Raw genomic sequence first — 15971 nt, 5'->3', positions numbered from 1 at the left:
CGCGGCGAAAATAGGCGGGATCCCGTGTCGGACATCAGACCTCCGTCAGCCCTATTGGGTGAGGGTGAAGCGCAGGCTGAGGCCGAAGTTGCTGTTGGAGCTGGGGAAGGAGGTGGAGATCACCGGCTTGTTCACCACGCGCTCGTAGAACAGGCGCACGTTCAGCCGCTGGCTGATCACGTAATCGGCGGAGGCCTTGATGGAGGTGATGTTCTGCCCGGCGGTCACCTGGTTCTGCCCTTCCTGCATCTTGCGGATCACGGTGTTGTTCTGCCGGATGCTCACGTCCACCCGCAGGTTGAGGTCGCTCTTGGGCCGGTTGCCGCCGATGGTGATGGGGAACTTCACGTTCTTGAACCGGTAGCCGGTGCCGAACACGTACTCCTTGCCGCGCACCTCGGTCACCTGGTAGTTGCTGATGCTCAGGCTCAGGTTCCGGTCCCGGTTGTACTCGAACTTGGCCAGCAGGCTGTTCTGCAGGGTCACGTCCGCCCCCAGCAGCGGACGCATCACCTCGGTGATGGTGACCACGCTGATCTGCCGCTCGGGGATGTAGTTGAACGCCGCGTCCAGTTCGCCGGCGCCCTCCACGAAGAGCAGGTTCGTCTGGTAGTTGCCGATGTTGAAGGTGCTGCGGTAGCTGTGCTTCACCGTGAAGGTGCGGAACCACTTGCTGAACGGCGCCATGCGGGAGAGCCCGTCATAGGTCACATCCCAGTTGGGCAGCGGGATCAGCCTGAAGGGGTTGGTGGTCACCTTGTCGGCGCCACGGCCGGTGTAGGCGGCCAGGAAGGCCGGGATCACCACGTCCTGGTTGGTGGGGCCATATCCCGAGTAGTAGCCGCTGTCCGGCACGAAGATGCTGCCCTCCCGCTCCTGGCCGAGCCGTTCGCTGATGATGGCCCGGTTATCCAGCATCTGCTGGAAGATGGGGTTCACGAAGTTGTCATCGTCCACGCTGAAGGCCGTACCCCAGGTGATGGTGCTGACGCTGAAGTTGCCGAACTCCCGCGGGCTGTCGTTCACGTAGGTGCCCAGCGAGTCGTTCCAGCGGAAGAAGCTGCTGCGGTTCTCGCTGTACACCCGGTTGGCGCTGAGCTCGATGCGCATGCTCTTGAAGGGCTCCAGCGACAGGCGCGCGTTGATGTTCTCGGTGCGTGTCTGAGTGTGCGGCGTAAAGATGGAGGGCGTCCGCACCAGCCAGTCCTGCCCGGCGGCGTACGACGCGTAGTCGCGCACCACCGCATCGCTCACGTCGTGGTTCTGCTGGCCCAGGATGAAGCCGATGCCCGGGGCGGCGAAGCCGTCCATGCCGATCACGTTGGTCTTGCGCGCGTATCCCGGCAGCAGCATGCCCGAGTTCTGGCTGTAGGTGATGTTGCCGTTGCGGATGCTCATCAGCACGCGGGCGAACGCGTCGAGCGGCTTGAACCCGCCCTCTTTCTTGTCCTTGTCCTTCCCTTTGTCCTTCTCCTTGTCCTTGTCATCCTCCTTGGGCTTCTCACCGGCCTTGGACCTGTTGGCCTGGCTGCGGTTGCTCGTGCGGCCCTTGTCGTTCACCTTCTTGAGGTATTTCGACTTGTTGTAGAGGCTCACGAAGTTGAACTGTCCGTTGATGCTGATGTTCTGCGAGTTCTGGATCACCGCGCCCAGGGTGTCCTGTGTGAAGGGCGCCCGGTCCCACTGGTATCCGGCGGCATAGGCCGCGTTGGAGGTGATCCAGTCCGTCAGGGGCAGCTTGTCGAAGGGCAGCGTGTAGGTGACGTTCACCGTGTGGTCGTAGCCGGTGGTCTCGCCCCACTGGCTGAGGCTGGTGAGCACGCTGTCCTTCCACACCTCGTACTCGCCCTTCACCTTGGGGTCCACGCGGCCGGGCGGCTCGCCGAGGATGGCGTTGTTGTTGGCGGTGAAGTCGACCTTCAGGCTGCGGGTGATCTCGTAGCGGAAGCCGTACTGGCTGTTCCAGTTGAAGTTCTTGTTGTAGGTGGGCCGGGGGGGCAGCGAGGCGATGTCGGGGTTGGCCCGGATGAGCCGTTCGTTGTACCCCCTGTCGATGGAGCTGCGCAGGCTCAGCTGCTTGAATCCCAGGTTGAAGTTGAACTCCTTGAACAGCTTCAGCCATTTGCTCTTGTTGATGAGGCTCACGTTGGCCAGCGGCTTCACCTCCCTCGGCTTGGGGTTGTGGACGTAGGCGATGGCCCCGCGGTGCGTCACCGTGTTGTCGAACTCGGTGTTCACGTCGTGGAACTCCTGGTCGGCATAACTGTAGGTGAGCGAGAGGTTCTCCACGTCCCAGAAATGCTCCTTCTTGCCCGCGGTGCGGTCCTTCCGCACGTTGGTGAGGTTGATGCTGCGCCGTCGCGTGTAGGTGCGCACCTGCTTGAGCCGTTCCCTTCGCTCGTCGGGGGTTAGGTTGCGCGTGGCATCATCCCATTCGATGTCGGGGTTCAGGGGGTCGAACTGCGGATTGCTCACCTGCTCGCTGTAGCCCACGAACACGGGCACCTTCACCCCGCTCTCCTCGGGCAGGAACTTGCCCATCTCCAGGTTGGCCGCGAGGTCCACGCCGTACTTGGTCTCCCGCTGGCGCTCGCTCACGCGCTTGTCGATGCTGCCCCAGAACGGGGTGCTGTAGTTGCCGGCCACGCTCAGGGTGCCCAGGTCGGCCAGGGTGGTGTTCACCCGGCCGATGGCCGCCCAGCCGCCGCGCTGGTCGAAGTCGGTGAGGCGCAGTTCGTTCACCCACACCTCCACGCACTTGCTGAGCCCGTCGTCCACCCCCCAGGGGTTGGCCTCCACGCCATCCTTCTTGGGGTTGCGGATGCCGATCATCACCGTGCGCATCTGGCTCAGGTTGGGGTTGCCCTTCACCACGATGCGGCGGTCGCCCTCGAACTGGATGTAGCGCTGGTTGGTGGCGAAGCCCTCGCGGTTGCGCTCGATCTTCACATCGTTCAGCTTGGCGAACTCGATCACCATGTTGTTGGCCTCGGGCCACACGCTGGCCGGATCGTTGTTGCCGAAGGCCGAGGGCACCACCGGCACCTCGTACTCGTAGTAGTTCTGGTCGAAGTCGTTGCCCAGGCGCACGAACACGCTCACGTCGCCGTACTCCACGGGGTTGCCGGGGTCCGAGCTCTCGGCGTGGATGAACATGCGCATCTTCTTGTAGCTGCGGATGTCGAACTGCACGTTGCGGAAGGCGGCCCGGGCGTCCCCGTCGCGCAGGTTGCAGGTGCGCAGCTGCAGGCTCTGCTCGTTCAGGTTGCGCAGGTTGGCGCTGGCCACGTCCACCTCCTGCAGGATGCCCGGCGGCACCACGTAGTTGATGGGCACCCGGTTGCCGTTCTCCTCCACGTTCACCGCGGCCACCTCGAAGGTGGTGGGATCGGGGTCCGTGCCGATGCCCTCCCCGGGTGTCTCCAGCGAGAAGAAGTACTTGCGCCATTCCCCGCGGATGAACTCCAGCCGGGCGAAGCGCAGCACCGCCTCCTGCGGCCAGCCGTGCATCACCATGCGCATGAAGCGGATGCTGCGGAAGTCCTGGATCCCGTTCACCACGCGGTCCGGCTGGCGGATGGGCACCTTGAACTGGTACCAGTACACCTGCTTGCCGCTGATGGGGTGCGTGCCGAGCACCCGGTCCGTGACGTAGCCGCTGCCCACCTGCAGCTCGTTGGGCCGCAGGTTCACGCGGTACTGGAAGTAGCTCTCGTTCTCCGCGAGGTTCTGGTCCTGATTGATGTCCTCGGTGGTGGGCAGGGTGGTCTGCTGGGTGGGGTAGTCCTCCGGGCTGTCCACGTCGGTGATGCTGTTGCCCTCCGGACCGTTGAACTCCTTGTAGCGGAAGAGCATGTCGGCCAGCGGGTTGCCGTCGTAGTCGTCGCCGCGGAAGAAGCGGTAGTTGTCCGCCGAAGGGTCGGCGTTGATGCGGGCCAGCGCGTTCGGGTTCGTCACCACACTGGCCACCGGCTGCAGGTAGTCCGTCTGGTAGAAGCTCTGCTCCGTGCGTCCCTCCACGTCGGTCTGCTGGTCGCTCAACCCGTCGAGGCCCACGTCCTGGTAGCGGTTGCTGTTGTCCTCGGTGATGGCGAAGGCGTTCACCACGCTCTGGGTGGTGGCCACCACGCCCCAGTTGGTCTCGCCCGTGGTGTAGCTCAGGTCGGTGCCGTCGGGCGGCAGGCCGTTCTCGAAGCTCTTGCGGCTGTCGCGCAGCACGTCCTCGCTGATGTTGCCCAGGTCGATGTACAGGTCGCCGCCCGTGCTGTTCTGGCTGTCCTCGTTGCTGCCCGCACCGGTGCCCTCGCTGAAGGGGTCCATCATCCAGAACTGGATGGTCTCGATGTTGCTGGCCTCGAAATCGGTGGTGGTGATGCGGCGCGTGATGCCCGCCCAGCTGTCCGCAGGGTCCAGCAGGAAGCCGTCCTGGTCCAGCCCGTTCACGTTGAAGTTGTAGGGGCCACGCTCACGGGGGTAGTAGGCCAGGTCGAGCACGGGGATGTTGGCCGGGGCGCCCGCCTGCAGCTGGCGGTTGGGGAACACCTCCAGCTCCAGCACCTCGCGCTGGCGGTGGTCCGACTGCATGTCGCCCGTGATGTTGGGCGGTGTCAGGTTGTTGTTGCGGAAGAAGAGCGGGTCGATCACGTACCAGGCCAGCTTGGCGCGGCGGAATCCGGTGCGCAGGTCGTTGATGAAGTCGCCCTCGGGGAAGAGGTCCGGGATGCCCTGCGGGGTGGCGGCGTGGAACCAGAGGCTCTGCTGGCGCAGGTCGATGGTGCTCACGCTGCCTTCGAAGTCGTCGATGTAGCTGGTGCCCGCGTTGCCGATGGCCCGGCTGTGGCCGGGGATCAGGTAGGCCGCCTCGGCACTGGCGTTCACCGTGCTGATCTCCTTGGTGGCGAAGAAGGGCAGCTTGTCCACCAAGGTGGTGATCAGGTTGCTTTCGGTGCGCCAGTTGGCATCCAGCCCGACGATGGTGTTGCTGATCGGCTCGTCGCCCACGTTCACCTTCTGGGTCAGCGGACGCTCGTAGAGGTTCATCACCGTGCCGCCGATGGTCAGGTCCCTGTTCACCCTGAAATCAAAGCGCGCACCGGCCAGCGTCTTGGTCTGGATGCTGAAGAGCGAGTTGCTCTCCAGGCTGATGTTGATGGGCGTGCCGCTCTCCAGGATGCCCTGGTTGATGATCTTCACCCGGCCCAGGTTGTAGTCCACCGTGTAGTCCTGGTTCTCCACCAGGCGCACCCCGCCGGCGGTCACCACCACGCTGCCCTGCGGGATGTTCACCGAGTTGAGGCTGATGACGTCGCTGCTGGCGCTGCGGTAGCTGCCCTTCAGGCGGAAGCGGTTGAGCTCGGGCTGGTTCTGCGCGGCGACCTTGGTGCTGTCGTACAGCACCTGGAACACGATCTGCTGGCGGATCGCCAGGGGCTGTTCGGGGTCCAGCGCCTGGTCCAGGGTGGTGCCGAAGGGCTCCAGGACCGGGAAATAGACGCGTCCGTTCTGGCTGTTGATGGTGCCGCCCGTGGTGGCCGCGCCATCGATGAAGTCGAACCATCCATCGGGGTTCGGCGCGTTCTGCGGGTCCAGGCGGTCGAGCGCCAGGGCCTGCAGCAGCGGGATCTGGTCGATCGGCACGCGCGGCACGTAGTTGAGGTCCACCCCGGTGGTGGGGTTGTTGTAGATCAGGTCCAGCCGGAACTCCTCGCGGTTCACCTGGAAGGCGCCCAACGAGTACACGTTCTTCATCATCAGGTCCCACAGCGGGATCCGCGGGTTGGTGATGGTGGCCTTCAGCAGTCGCAGCATCAGTGCGTTGGTGCCCACCGCGCCGTCGGTGCTGAACTCGCCCACCTGGTAGGTCTGCCCGTTGTACACGAACTGATAGGCCACCGCCAGCACCTCGTCGTTGTTGAGGCTCTGGTTGAGGCTGATGAAGCCCAGGCGGTCGTTGAGGCTGTACTCGTTGGGCTGCAGCAGGCGCGCGCTCTCCAGCTTCTCGAAGTGCCGTGCGGCCACCACGCCCAAGGCCTGCAGCGCCTGGCTCGAGTTCGCAAAGCCCCGGATGGCCGGGTTGTTCGCCACGGTCTGGTACAGCGAGTTGGCCGCGTTGTCCGCCGTGGTCCCCGCAGCGTCGATCAACAGGCCGGGCGGCAGGTCGCCGCTCACCTTGCCCGCGGCGATGGCGGCGGCATCCGCGTTCTCGCCCAGGTCGGTGAAGGCCACGATGTTGCGCGTCTGCGCGAAGTCGAAGCGCGTATTGGTGACCCACACCTCCACACGCGTCACCTGGATCGGGCTGTTCACCGTGGGCAGCGTGCGCAGGCTCTGCTCATAGAGGTCGCGGAAGAAGTGGCCCAGGAAGTAGTGCTTGTTGGCCTCGTACTCGTCCGCCTTGATGTCGAAGTTGGTGGTCTGCGCCCCGCCCTGGGTCTGGATGTTGCGCCGCTGCCCCTTCTCCTGGCTGAAGATGCCCGTGGCCGTGAGGCGACCGAACCGCAGCTCGGTCTTGATGCCGAAGAGGCTCTGGCTGCCCTGGATCAGCTGGCCCTGCAGCGGCAGGCTCACGTTCCCAGCCTCGATCTTCTGGATGATCTCGTCCTCGTAGCCGGTGTAGTCCAGCTTCACCTGGTTCTCGAAATCGAAGGTGGCCTCGGTGTTGTAGCTGGTGTTGATCTTCAGCTTGTCCCCGATGTTGCCCGTCAGGTTCAGCTGGATCCGCTGGTCGAAATCGAAGGTGGTGATGCGCCGCTGGTCCACCGGGATCCGCGGGTTCTCGGTCTTGGAGACGTTCACCCCGAAGATGATCTCCGCCGAGCCCTGCGGACGGATGTCGATCGTGTTGCCCCCGAAGATCCGGTCGAACAGCTCGCCCTTCACGTTCAGCGAGGGGATCAGCCCCTTGGCCGCCCGCTCCGTCTCGCTGGTGCTCTTCTCCGTCCAGTACGTCTCCATGGCGCGCTCCATGTCGTACTGCAGGTACTCGTCCAGCGTCATGCTCATCGGCGGCCGGTAATCAAAGGAGCCGCCCACACTGCTGTTGAGGATGTACTGGCCCGTCACCGGGTCATAGATCACCTCGTTCTCGATGTTCTCGGGGTCCTGCAGGTCCACCCCACCGTCGCTCTGGCCGGTGCCGGGGTCGCTGTCGATCGGCCACAGCAGCTCGACCTCGGGGCTGTCCACCTGCTGAACGAGGAAGCCCAGGTCCAGCGAAGCCTCCGCCAGCTCCGGCAGGGCCAGCAGCATGGCCAGCAGCACCACCAGGCGGTGGGGCCACCCGGTGGAAAGGACCCGTACCAGGCCCACGATCGTGCGCACGGACCGCTTCACAGGTTCTTCAGCGTCAACTTGATCAGCTCCTCCAATGGCGGTGGTCCGTCCGCATGTTCCTTGAGCACGCCTTGCAGCGCCCGTTCGGCCTTCACCCGGTCAAGCCCCAGGGAGACCAACGCCGATAACGCCTCCGACCGGACCGTATTGCCCCCGGCCGGCGCCGGGGTGAAGGCCGATCCGGCCAGCACAGGACCCAGCTCGGCGATGACCCGCTGGGCCAGTTTGGGCCCGATGCCCTTGATGCCACGCAAGGCGCTTTCATCCCCCGACACGATGGCCGATCGAAGGTCATCGGCCCTGCGTGCGCCCAGGATGGCCATGCCCAGGGTGGCGCTCACCCCCTGCACGGTGATGAGCTGCCTGAACAAGGCCCGCTCCTGGGTGTTGATGAATCCGTAGAGCCGGTGATCGCTGAGGCCGCTGCGCACATCCACCGACACTGCGTAGTGAACCGGCAGCCGCACGGGCCGGCCTTCGGCCGGCAGCTGTTCAAAGGCCGAGGCAGGGAGTTGCACCCAATAGCCCACGCCATGGCACTCCACCACAGCATGGCCGGGCGCCTTCTCCAAAAGGGTACCGCTCAGGCTCTCGATCATCGATCACCCGGAAAGGGGTCTGCTCGCATGTTCCGGGGTAGCGGTCCTTCTATGCAGGGCGGTTTGCGGAAGCGCGAATGTAGGAGCTTCCCACGATCCGGGACCTGCCCCGCATCGCTTCCTTTGGGGGCATGGAACGGGAACGCATCGTGGTGCTCACCGGGGCCGGGGTCAGCGCCGAGAGCGGCTTGCGCACCTTCCGGGATGGCGACGGCCTGTGGGAGGAACACCGGGTGGAGGACGTGGCCACCCCTGAAGCGTGGGCGCGTGACCCGGAGCTGGTGCTGCGCTTCTATGACCAGCGCCGCGCCCAGGTGATGGCCGCGGCACCCAACGCGGCGCACACGGCGATCGCCCGGCTGGAAGCGCATCACGAGGTCGACGTGGTGACCCAGAACATCGACGACCTCCACGAACGGGCCGGCAGCACCCGCGTGATGCATCTGCACGGCGAGATCCTCCTGGCACGCAGCACGGCCGACCCGCGGCTCATCACGCCGGTGAACGGTCCGACCCTGCGGCTGGGCGACCGCTGCGCGCTGGGATCCCAACTGCGACCGCACATCGTGTGGTTCGGCGAGGCCGTGCCGCTCATCCCGGAGGCCGCCGCCCTGGTCGCCCGGGCCGACCGGTTGATCATCGTGGGCACCAGCCTTCAGGTGTACCCGGCGGCCGGTCTGGTGCACGCGCTACCGCCCGGGCGTCCCATCCACCTCATCGATCCCTCGGATGTGCCGCTGCGCAGCGCTGCGGTGGAGCACATCAAGCAGAAGGCGAGCATCGGCATGCCGATGCTCGCCTTCAGGCTGATGGGTGGCGCTTAGCGTGCGGCCACCACGAAGCGGATGCTCGAGGCCGCCCGGCCGTTGCGCTGCAGCGAGGCGAAGTACATGCCCGGCGCCAGCTGGGCCGTGGGTACGGTGATGCGCGCCGCAGCGCCGCGCACCGGCACCTGAAGCACCTGTTCGCCCACCATGTTGTGCACCACCACCTGCGCGCCCACCACGTCATGGTTCAGCTCCAGGCGCAGCTGCACATCCTGGCCCACGGCGGGGTTCGGGAAGGCTTCGAACTGCTTGACCTCCAGCTCGGGAACGCCCACGGAGGTCACCTGGAACCGGATGTCGCACCACACGGTGTCCGTGGGGTTGCTGATATCATACCACACATAGCGATAGGTGCTCGCGCCGTTCGCCCCGTACGGGGTGTGGTACGCATGGAAGTTGGTCACCATCACACCGGGCTGGCACTGGATGGCATGCTGAGGCTGCGCGTTCCACACCGGCAGGGCACCGGCCAGTTGCGGAGCATAGCACACGCCCCAGCAGAAGTAGTTCTCCGTATTGGGGACCACGGAAAGCTCATAGCGACGCACGTTCAGGGTCTTGTTCGTGGAGCCATTGAGGATCACGTGCACATCCACTTCCTGGTTCGACGTGGCGTTGTCGCCCCAGTGCTCGATCAGCTGACCGTTCACCGTGTTGCCCCACAGATCGTGAAGTTCGGCGAGCTGCGCCTGGGTGCCGGCGACGAGCGTCATCAAAGAGAGGGAGAGTAGGGTTCGCTTCATGGTGGTCGGCTGATCGCGGTGACTGGAACGTTCGATGACAAAAGTAGTGGGAACGATCGCGTTCCACAGGACCCCGAACGTGCTTTCTCAGCATCCACCAAGGCCCGTAGGATCCCAAGGAGGACCGGACAACCCCCTTGGCCATTGCATGCGCCCGCCTACATTTGGTCGGCATCCCGCAACGGTGATGCCGGTCCGGTGCGTGCATCGGCCGCACCCTATCCGAACCCCAACCCAACCATCATGAAGAAGGCTGTACTCTTTTCCACCTTCGCGGCCCTGGCCTCGTTCCAGAGCGTCGCCCAATGCCCGCCGGGCGAGACGCAGGTCACGATGACCATCGTCACCGACGCCTACGGTTCCGAGACCACTTGGGAGGTCACCGGCCCCGGTGGCAGCCCGGTCTATGGCTCTGGCGGACCGTACCAGGACCAAGGCAGTGCCGGTGAGTATCCTCAGACACCGGTGAGCTTCTGCGTGCCCGATGGCACGGTGCTGACCATCACCGTGGAGGACAGCTACGGCGACGGCATGTGCTGCGCGTATGGTGATGGCAGCTGGACGATCACCGTCGGCGGCAACGATGTGGCCACCGGCGGCTCCTTCGGCAGCAGCCAGACCGCGAACGTGGTGCTGGGCACCGACCTGGGCATCGCCACCCTGGGCGTTCCCGTGGTGATCGCCCAAGGCAACACCACCATCACCGGGACGGTGACCAATGCGGGCGTCACGGCCGTCAACGGCTTCACGCTGGACTACGCCGTGGATGGCGGTGCTCCCGTGAGCCAGAACTTCAGCGCCACCGTGCAGCCGGGCGCGAGCTACACCTACACCTTCACCACGCCGTGGAACGCCACCGTGGGCAGCCACACCATCGATCTGACGCTCTCCGGGGTGAACGGCGATCTCTTCGCCGGCAACAACACGCTGACGCAGACCATCGGCGTGGCCACCCAGAGCGTGCAACGCACCGTGTTGATCGAGGAGTTCACCTCCAGCACCTGCCCGCCCTGCGCCAGCTACAACACCACGTTCGACCCCTTGCTGGGCACCCTGAACACGAACGATGCCGGTTCCAACTACGCCGCCGTCAAGTACCAGATGAACTGGCCCAGCCCCGGCAACGACCCCAGCTACAACCCCGACGGTAACGCCCGGAAGTCCTACTATGGTGTCACCGGTATTCCGGACGTGTTCCTCGATGGCCGCGCGGAAGCGAACGGCTTCATCAACAACAGCGGCAACCTGGCCACCGAAGCCTCCAAGCCCGCCTTCGTGAACGTGGACATCACCTACGCCCTCACCGGCTTCGACCTCACGGCCAACGTGACGGTGAACTCCTATGCCGACTTCGCCGGCACCTACAAGCTGCACATCGCAGCCACCGAGGACTTCTACACCTTCTCCGGCAACACCACCGGCCAGGATGAGTACCACTATGCCATGCGCAAGATGATGCCGAACGCCCAGGGCACGACGGTGAACCTCACGGCCGGCGGTACGGAGACCATCACCCACACCTACACCTTCACCGAAGGCGGTCCGGCCCAGGGCAACTACAACCTGTGGGGCACCCTGGACGGCGTGACGCTGGTGGCCTTCGTGCAGAACAGCACCACCAAGGAGATCCTGCAGGCCGACTTCGTGAACGTGGTGGCCACGGGCGTGGAGGAGAACGTGCTCGACAACAGCCTGCGTGTGTTCCCCAACCCCAGCAATGGGCTGGTGAACGTGGTGTTCGACCTTTCCGGTGGCCGGCAGGCCGCCCTGGAGGTGACCAATGTGCTGGGTGAGGTGGTGTACAGCAGCACCCGCAGCGTGGGCGCCGGCGCCCAGCGCGAGGTGGTCGACCTCAGCACCCTCACCAACGGCGTGTACTATATGACCATCACCGCGGGCGACCTGAAGAGCACCCGCAAAGTGACCCTGAACAAGTAAGCGAACGGTGATCCGGGAAGGTCGGCGGTCTGGTGCGGGATCTGCATCCGATCGCCGACCTTTCCATTCCCGTTCCAAACACCCACACCTCATGAGGATCTTCCTGATCGCCCTGGCCCTGATCGCGACCCCGGCCCTGCTGACCGCCCAAAGCCGCATCCCCTCCGTCACCCTCCAGTCCCTGGACGGCAAGAAGGTGGACACCAAGACCTGGAGCAATGACGGCAAGCCGATCATCGTCAACTTCTGGGCGACCTGGTGCGCGCCCTGCAAACGCGAGCTCACCGCCATTGCCGACAAGTACGCCACCTGGCAGAAGGAGACGGGCGTGAAGCTCATCGCGGTCAGCATCGACGATGCCCGCAGCATGGCCCGCGTCGCCCCCTACGTCAATGGGCAGGACTGGGACTACGAGTTCTTCCTCGACCCCAACGGCGACCTCAAGCGCGCGCTCAACGTCAACAACATCCCGCACACCTTCCTGGTGAACGGCAAGGGCGAGATCGTGTACCAGCACAACAACTACGAGCCGGGCGATGAGAACGAGCTCTACCAGAAGGTGAAGGAGGCCGCCGGCAAGTAACACGATGCACATCGGTCATCCCCGCCGCCTTGCGGCCATCGCCCTTTCCGCGGCCTGGTGCGCCGTGGGTACCCCCGGCTCCGCCCAACAGCTGCCCGAGGTGCACGGCAACTTCAGCGCCGACGGCCAGTACTACAACGACGATCCGGACATCGGTGCCGTGCCGCCGCCCCAGACCTGGGGCTTCAACGCGTGGGGCAACGTGGTGATGACCATGGGCCGCTTCCAGGCCGGGCTGCGGCTGGAGAGCTACGAGCCCTCCCTGCTCGGCTACCCCGCCGGCACCCCCTACAAGGGCAGCGGCATCGGATACCGCTACATCAACTACCACCAGGCCGATCTCGACATCACGGTCGGCAACTTCTTCGAACAGTTCGGCCAGGGCATGGTGTTCCGCAGCTACGAGGAACGCTACCTCGGTGTGGACAACGCCATGGACGGTGTGCGCGTGAAGTACCGTCCCCTGCCCGGCCTCTACCTCAAGGGCGTGATGGGCCGCATGCGCCTGGCCTTCGACGATGGCACCGTGAAGGGCGAGGGTCTGGTGCGTGGCGCCGATGCCGAGCTCAGCATCAGCGAGCTGGATTCCGCCTGGAGCCACAACTGGAACCTCATCCTCGGCGGCAGCTTCGTCAGCAAGTACCAGACCGCCGCCTCGCAGCTGGTGACCCAGCCCGATGGCAGCGTGGCCCAGCTGGAGATGCCCGCCAACGTGGGCGCGTGGGCCGGCCGCCTCAACTTCACCAGCCCGCGGTGGAACGTGTACGCCGAGTACGCCTACAAGATCAACGACCCCAACCGGCGCAACAACTACATCTACAAGCCGGGTCAGGGGCTGCTGGTGAACGCCACCTACTCCACCAGAGGCCTTGGTGTGAGCGTGGGCGCGCACTCCTACGACAACATGCTCTACCAGAGCGCCCGCAACGCCCCCACGCCCTTCGACCTCAACATCAACTTCCTGCCGCCGCTCACCAAGCAGCACACCTACAACCTGCCCGCCACCCTCTACCCCTACGCCACCCAGCCCAACGGGGAGGTGAGCTACCAGGGCGAGGTCTTCTACAAGTTCAAGAAGGGCACGCCGCTCGGGGGCAAGTACGGCACCAAGATCGCGCTGAACGGAAGCACCGCCGTGGGGCTGGACACCACCGGCGTGGACCTGCTCACCGACAGCGCCCGCACCGGCTATCGCTCCAGCCTCTTCGCCGGCAACTACGACATCGACGGCAAGTACTTCACCGACCTCAACGTGGAGCTGCGCAAGCGCGTGTCGGAGACCTGGGAGCTGGCCCTCACCTACCTCTACTTCGAGTACGACATCGACGTCATCCAGGGCAAGCCCGGCAAGCCGCTCGTCTTCGCCGACATGGTGGTGCTCGAGGGGCTCCACAACTTCAACGACCGCACCTCCCTGCGCTTCGAGGTGCAGCACCTGTGGACCAAGCAGGACCTGGGCAACTGGGCCACCGCCGTGGCCGAGCTCACCTTCAGCCCGCACTGGTTCGTGGCGGCGCAGGACCAGTACAACTACGAGACCTTCGGCAGCACCTTCATCAAGGACGGCAAGGAGGTGCCGGCCGAGCGCACCCACTACCCCATCGGCTCGGTGGGCTACATCCGCGGTGGCAACCGCTTCCAGGTGAACTACGGCCGCCAGCGCGCCGGCATCTTCTGCGTGGGCGGTGTATGCCGCCAGGTGCCCGCCGCCAACGGCCTCACCGTGTCCATCACCAGCACCTTCTGACCATGCGCACCCCGAGATCCCTCCACGCCCTGGCGCTCGTGCTCGCTCTGCCCTTCGCGGCCTGCGACAAGGTGGAACAACCCTACGAGACCGTCCAGGACGGTGGTGGAAACGGCGGCGGTGGTGTTGTGCGCAAAGTGCTGCTGGAGGACATGACCGGCCACCGCTGCAACAACTGCCCCGCCGCCGCTGCACAGGCCACGGCCCTGCAGGCGATCCACGGGGAGAACCTCGTGGTCATCGCCGTGCACTGCGTCAACGGCTTCGCCGCACCCCTGCCGCCCATCGGCGACAACATCCTGGACAGCGACCACCGCACCCCCGAGGGCACCGCGTACGAAAGCGCCTTCGGCATCACCTTCCTGCCCACCGGCCTCATCAGCCGGCGCCCGTTCAACAGCGTGCTGCAGATCAGCGATGGGGACTGGGGCGATGCGGTGAACGCAATCATCGGCGACAGCACCGCCTTCCATCTCTGGTTCGACGCCCTCACCGTCGGGGGGGGCTCGGTCTCCACCACCGTCAAGCTCGCCCTCCTGGGCCCGGTCACCGGCGACCACAACCTGGTGGTGGCCCTCACCGAGGACCACATCATCGACTGGCAGATCGACGTGAACGCCACGCCCCCTGAGGTGCCCGACTACGAGCACCGCCACATGCTGCGCGGCAACCTCAACGGCACCTGGGGTGTGCCCGCCATCGTGGGCAGCGCCGCCGCAGGCGACACCCTCACCTTCACCTACTCCAACCCGCTGCCGGCCAGCGTGCTGAACCCCGACAACTGCGCCCTGGTGGCCTACGTCTACGATGCCGCCACCAAGGAGGTGATGCAGGTGGAGGAGCGCAAGTTCCAGCCCTGAGCCACCCGTCCGGCCCGGCCCTCGCAAGGATCCCTCCGCGTGGCCCGTTGTTTGTGGCCGGGGCGCCCGTTCGCGTTGTGGAAAACTGTTCGAGGCTTCGCTGCGCGCTCACCCGATCCGACGACTTACCTTCAGGCTCGCGTTCCCCGAACCGACCGCTTGATCAACCGATTCGTGATGATGGACCAGGGAAGGAAGATGATGGAGCTCAGCAAGCAGGTGCTCCAGAAGGTCAGCTTTGACCGCCGGCTGTTCACCAAGGAACTCATCAAGGCCCGCCGATGGCTCGGCCAGCACGATCAGCTCGTGCTGAAAGCCTGGTGCCTGGCCACCTTCGGCCACATGTACAAGGATGTGATCCTGGAGGTCTTCAAGACCACCATGCGGAGCTGACCCGGCCACGCCCGGTCAGTCCCCCGATCGCCGCAGGAACTCCAGGTTCCGGCGCAGCCCGCTGTATTTGGTGCGCTTCACCGCGCTGCCCTCGAACAGGCGGTCGAAGACCACCTCGGTCAGGCCGTGCCATTCATCCTTCGTCAGGGCCATCACCTCCGGCCGCGGGGCGAACTGCGGCTCGCTGTGCGGTGTGGCGAAGCGGTTCCACGGGCACACCTGCTGGCAGATGTCGCAGCCGAAGGCCCAGCCCGCCAGCTTGCCGCTGAACTCCTCCGGGATCGCCTCCTTCAGCTCGATGGTGAGGTGGCTGATGCAGCGCGCACCATCCACGCCATAGGGCGTGATGGCCTCCGTGGGACAGGCGTCGATGCACCGGCGGCAGGTGCCGCAATGGTCCGTGGCCGGCGCATCGGGCGCCAGCTCCAGGTCCGTGATCAGTTCGCACAGGAAGAACCAGCTGCCCGTACCCTGGCGGATGACGTTGGTGTGCTTGCCCCGCCAGCCCACCCCCGCCCGCTCGGCCCAGGCCTTCTCCAACACCGGCGCGCTGTCCACGAAGGCCCGCAGCTCCACCGCACCGAACGCCTCCACCATGAAGGCCATCAGCGGCTTCAACCGCTGCTTGAGCACCTTGTGGTAGTCGCGGCCGTAGGCATAGGTGCTCAGCTTGGGCGCCTCGGGATCCTGCTGCTGCGGCGGGCTGTGGTAGTTGAAGGCCAGGCTGATCACGCTCCGCGCGCCGGGCACCAATTTGGTGGGGTCCAGCCGCAGGTCAAAGTGGCGCTCCATGTAGCCCATGCTGCCGTGCCTGCCCTGCCGCAGCCACTGCTCCAACCGCGGCGCCTCCTCCTCCAGAAAGCCCGCCCGCGCCACCCCGCACGCCAGAAAGCCCAGCTCGTGCGCCTTGCGCTTGATGGCCTCCGAGCGGGCATCCGCATCCATGCGG

Annotated in this window: 10 protein-coding genes; 6 read left to right on the top strand and 4 right to left on the bottom strand. The window is 65.3% G+C overall.

What is annotated here, in order from left to right; translation table 11 throughout:
• Nucleotides 1-51: 51 nt before the first annotated feature.
• Nucleotides 52-7320, bottom strand: coding sequence for a cell surface protein SprA (gene sprA / locus IPM49_13365; GenBank protein MBK9275509.1), 7269 nt, complete (start codon nucleotides 7318-7320; stop codon nucleotides 52-54).
• A gap of 8 nt (nucleotides 7321-7328) precedes the next feature.
• Nucleotides 7329-7931 carry a Holliday junction branch migration protein RuvA gene (locus tag IPM49_13360; protein ID MBK9275508.1) on the bottom strand — a complete coding sequence of 201 codons (603 nt, stop codon included), beginning with the start codon at nucleotides 7929-7931 and terminating at the stop codon, nucleotides 7329-7331.
• 131 nt (nucleotides 7932-8062) lie between these two features.
• On the opposite strand from IPM49_13360, the gene IPM49_13355 reads away from it, so the two are divergent.
• Nucleotides 8063-8755: an NAD-dependent deacylase gene (locus IPM49_13355; GenBank protein MBK9275507.1), complete on the top strand. Its 693-nt coding sequence runs from the start codon at nucleotides 8063-8065 to the stop codon at nucleotides 8753-8755.
• Here IPM49_13355 and IPM49_13350 read toward each other — a convergent pair.
• Nucleotides 8752-9501, bottom strand: coding sequence for a T9SS type A sorting domain-containing protein (locus tag IPM49_13350; protein MBK9275506.1), 750 nt, complete (start codon nucleotides 9499-9501; stop codon nucleotides 8752-8754). The genes IPM49_13355 and IPM49_13350 overlap by 4 nt on opposite strands.
• Nucleotides 9502-9744: 243 nt before the next feature.
• Here IPM49_13350 and IPM49_13345 point away from each other — a divergent pair, with 243 nt between their 5' ends.
• From IPM49_13345 to IPM49_13325, 5 genes are all read left to right on the top strand, one after another.
• On the top strand, nucleotides 9745-11439 hold the full coding sequence (locus tag IPM49_13345) for an Omp28-related outer membrane protein (protein ID MBK9275505.1): 1695 nt from the start codon (nucleotides 9745-9747) through the stop codon (nucleotides 11437-11439).
• A gap of 91 nt (nucleotides 11440-11530) precedes the next feature.
• Nucleotides 11531-12022 carry a TlpA family protein disulfide reductase gene (locus IPM49_13340; GenBank protein ID MBK9275504.1) on the top strand — a complete coding sequence of 164 codons (492 nt, stop codon included), beginning with the start codon at nucleotides 11531-11533 and terminating at the stop codon, nucleotides 12020-12022.
• A 4-nt stretch (nucleotides 12023-12026) separates the two neighbouring features.
• On the top strand, nucleotides 12027-13769 hold the full coding sequence (locus IPM49_13335; GenBank protein MBK9275503.1) for a hypothetical protein: 1743 nt from the start codon (nucleotides 12027-12029) through the stop codon (nucleotides 13767-13769).
• A gap of 2 nt (nucleotides 13770-13771) precedes the next feature.
• Nucleotides 13772-14629 carry an Omp28-related outer membrane protein gene (locus IPM49_13330; protein ID MBK9275502.1) on the top strand — a complete coding sequence of 286 codons (858 nt, stop codon included), beginning with the start codon at nucleotides 13772-13774 and terminating at the stop codon, nucleotides 14627-14629.
• A gap of 198 nt (nucleotides 14630-14827) precedes the next feature.
• Nucleotides 14828-15022, top strand: a complete 195-nt coding sequence (locus tag IPM49_13325) for a hypothetical protein (GenBank protein ID MBK9275501.1) — start codon at nucleotides 14828-14830, stop codon at nucleotides 15020-15022.
• A 15-nt stretch (nucleotides 15023-15037) separates the two neighbouring features.
• Here the strand turns inward: IPM49_13325 and queG are convergent, their stop codons facing one another.
• On the bottom strand, nucleotides 15038-15967 hold the full coding sequence (gene queG / locus IPM49_13320; protein MBK9275500.1) for a tRNA epoxyqueuosine(34) reductase QueG: 930 nt from the start codon (nucleotides 15965-15967) through the stop codon (nucleotides 15038-15040).
• Nucleotides 15968-15971: the final 4 nt, after the last annotated feature.

This window comes from Flavobacteriales bacterium, assembly GCA_016715895.1.
Taxonomy (GTDB): Bacteria; Bacteroidota; Bacteroidia; order Flavobacteriales_F; family PHOS-HE28; genus PHOS-HE28.
Note: the sequence above shows the minus strand (reverse complement) of the source record. Positions and strands in the feature narration are given on the sequence as shown.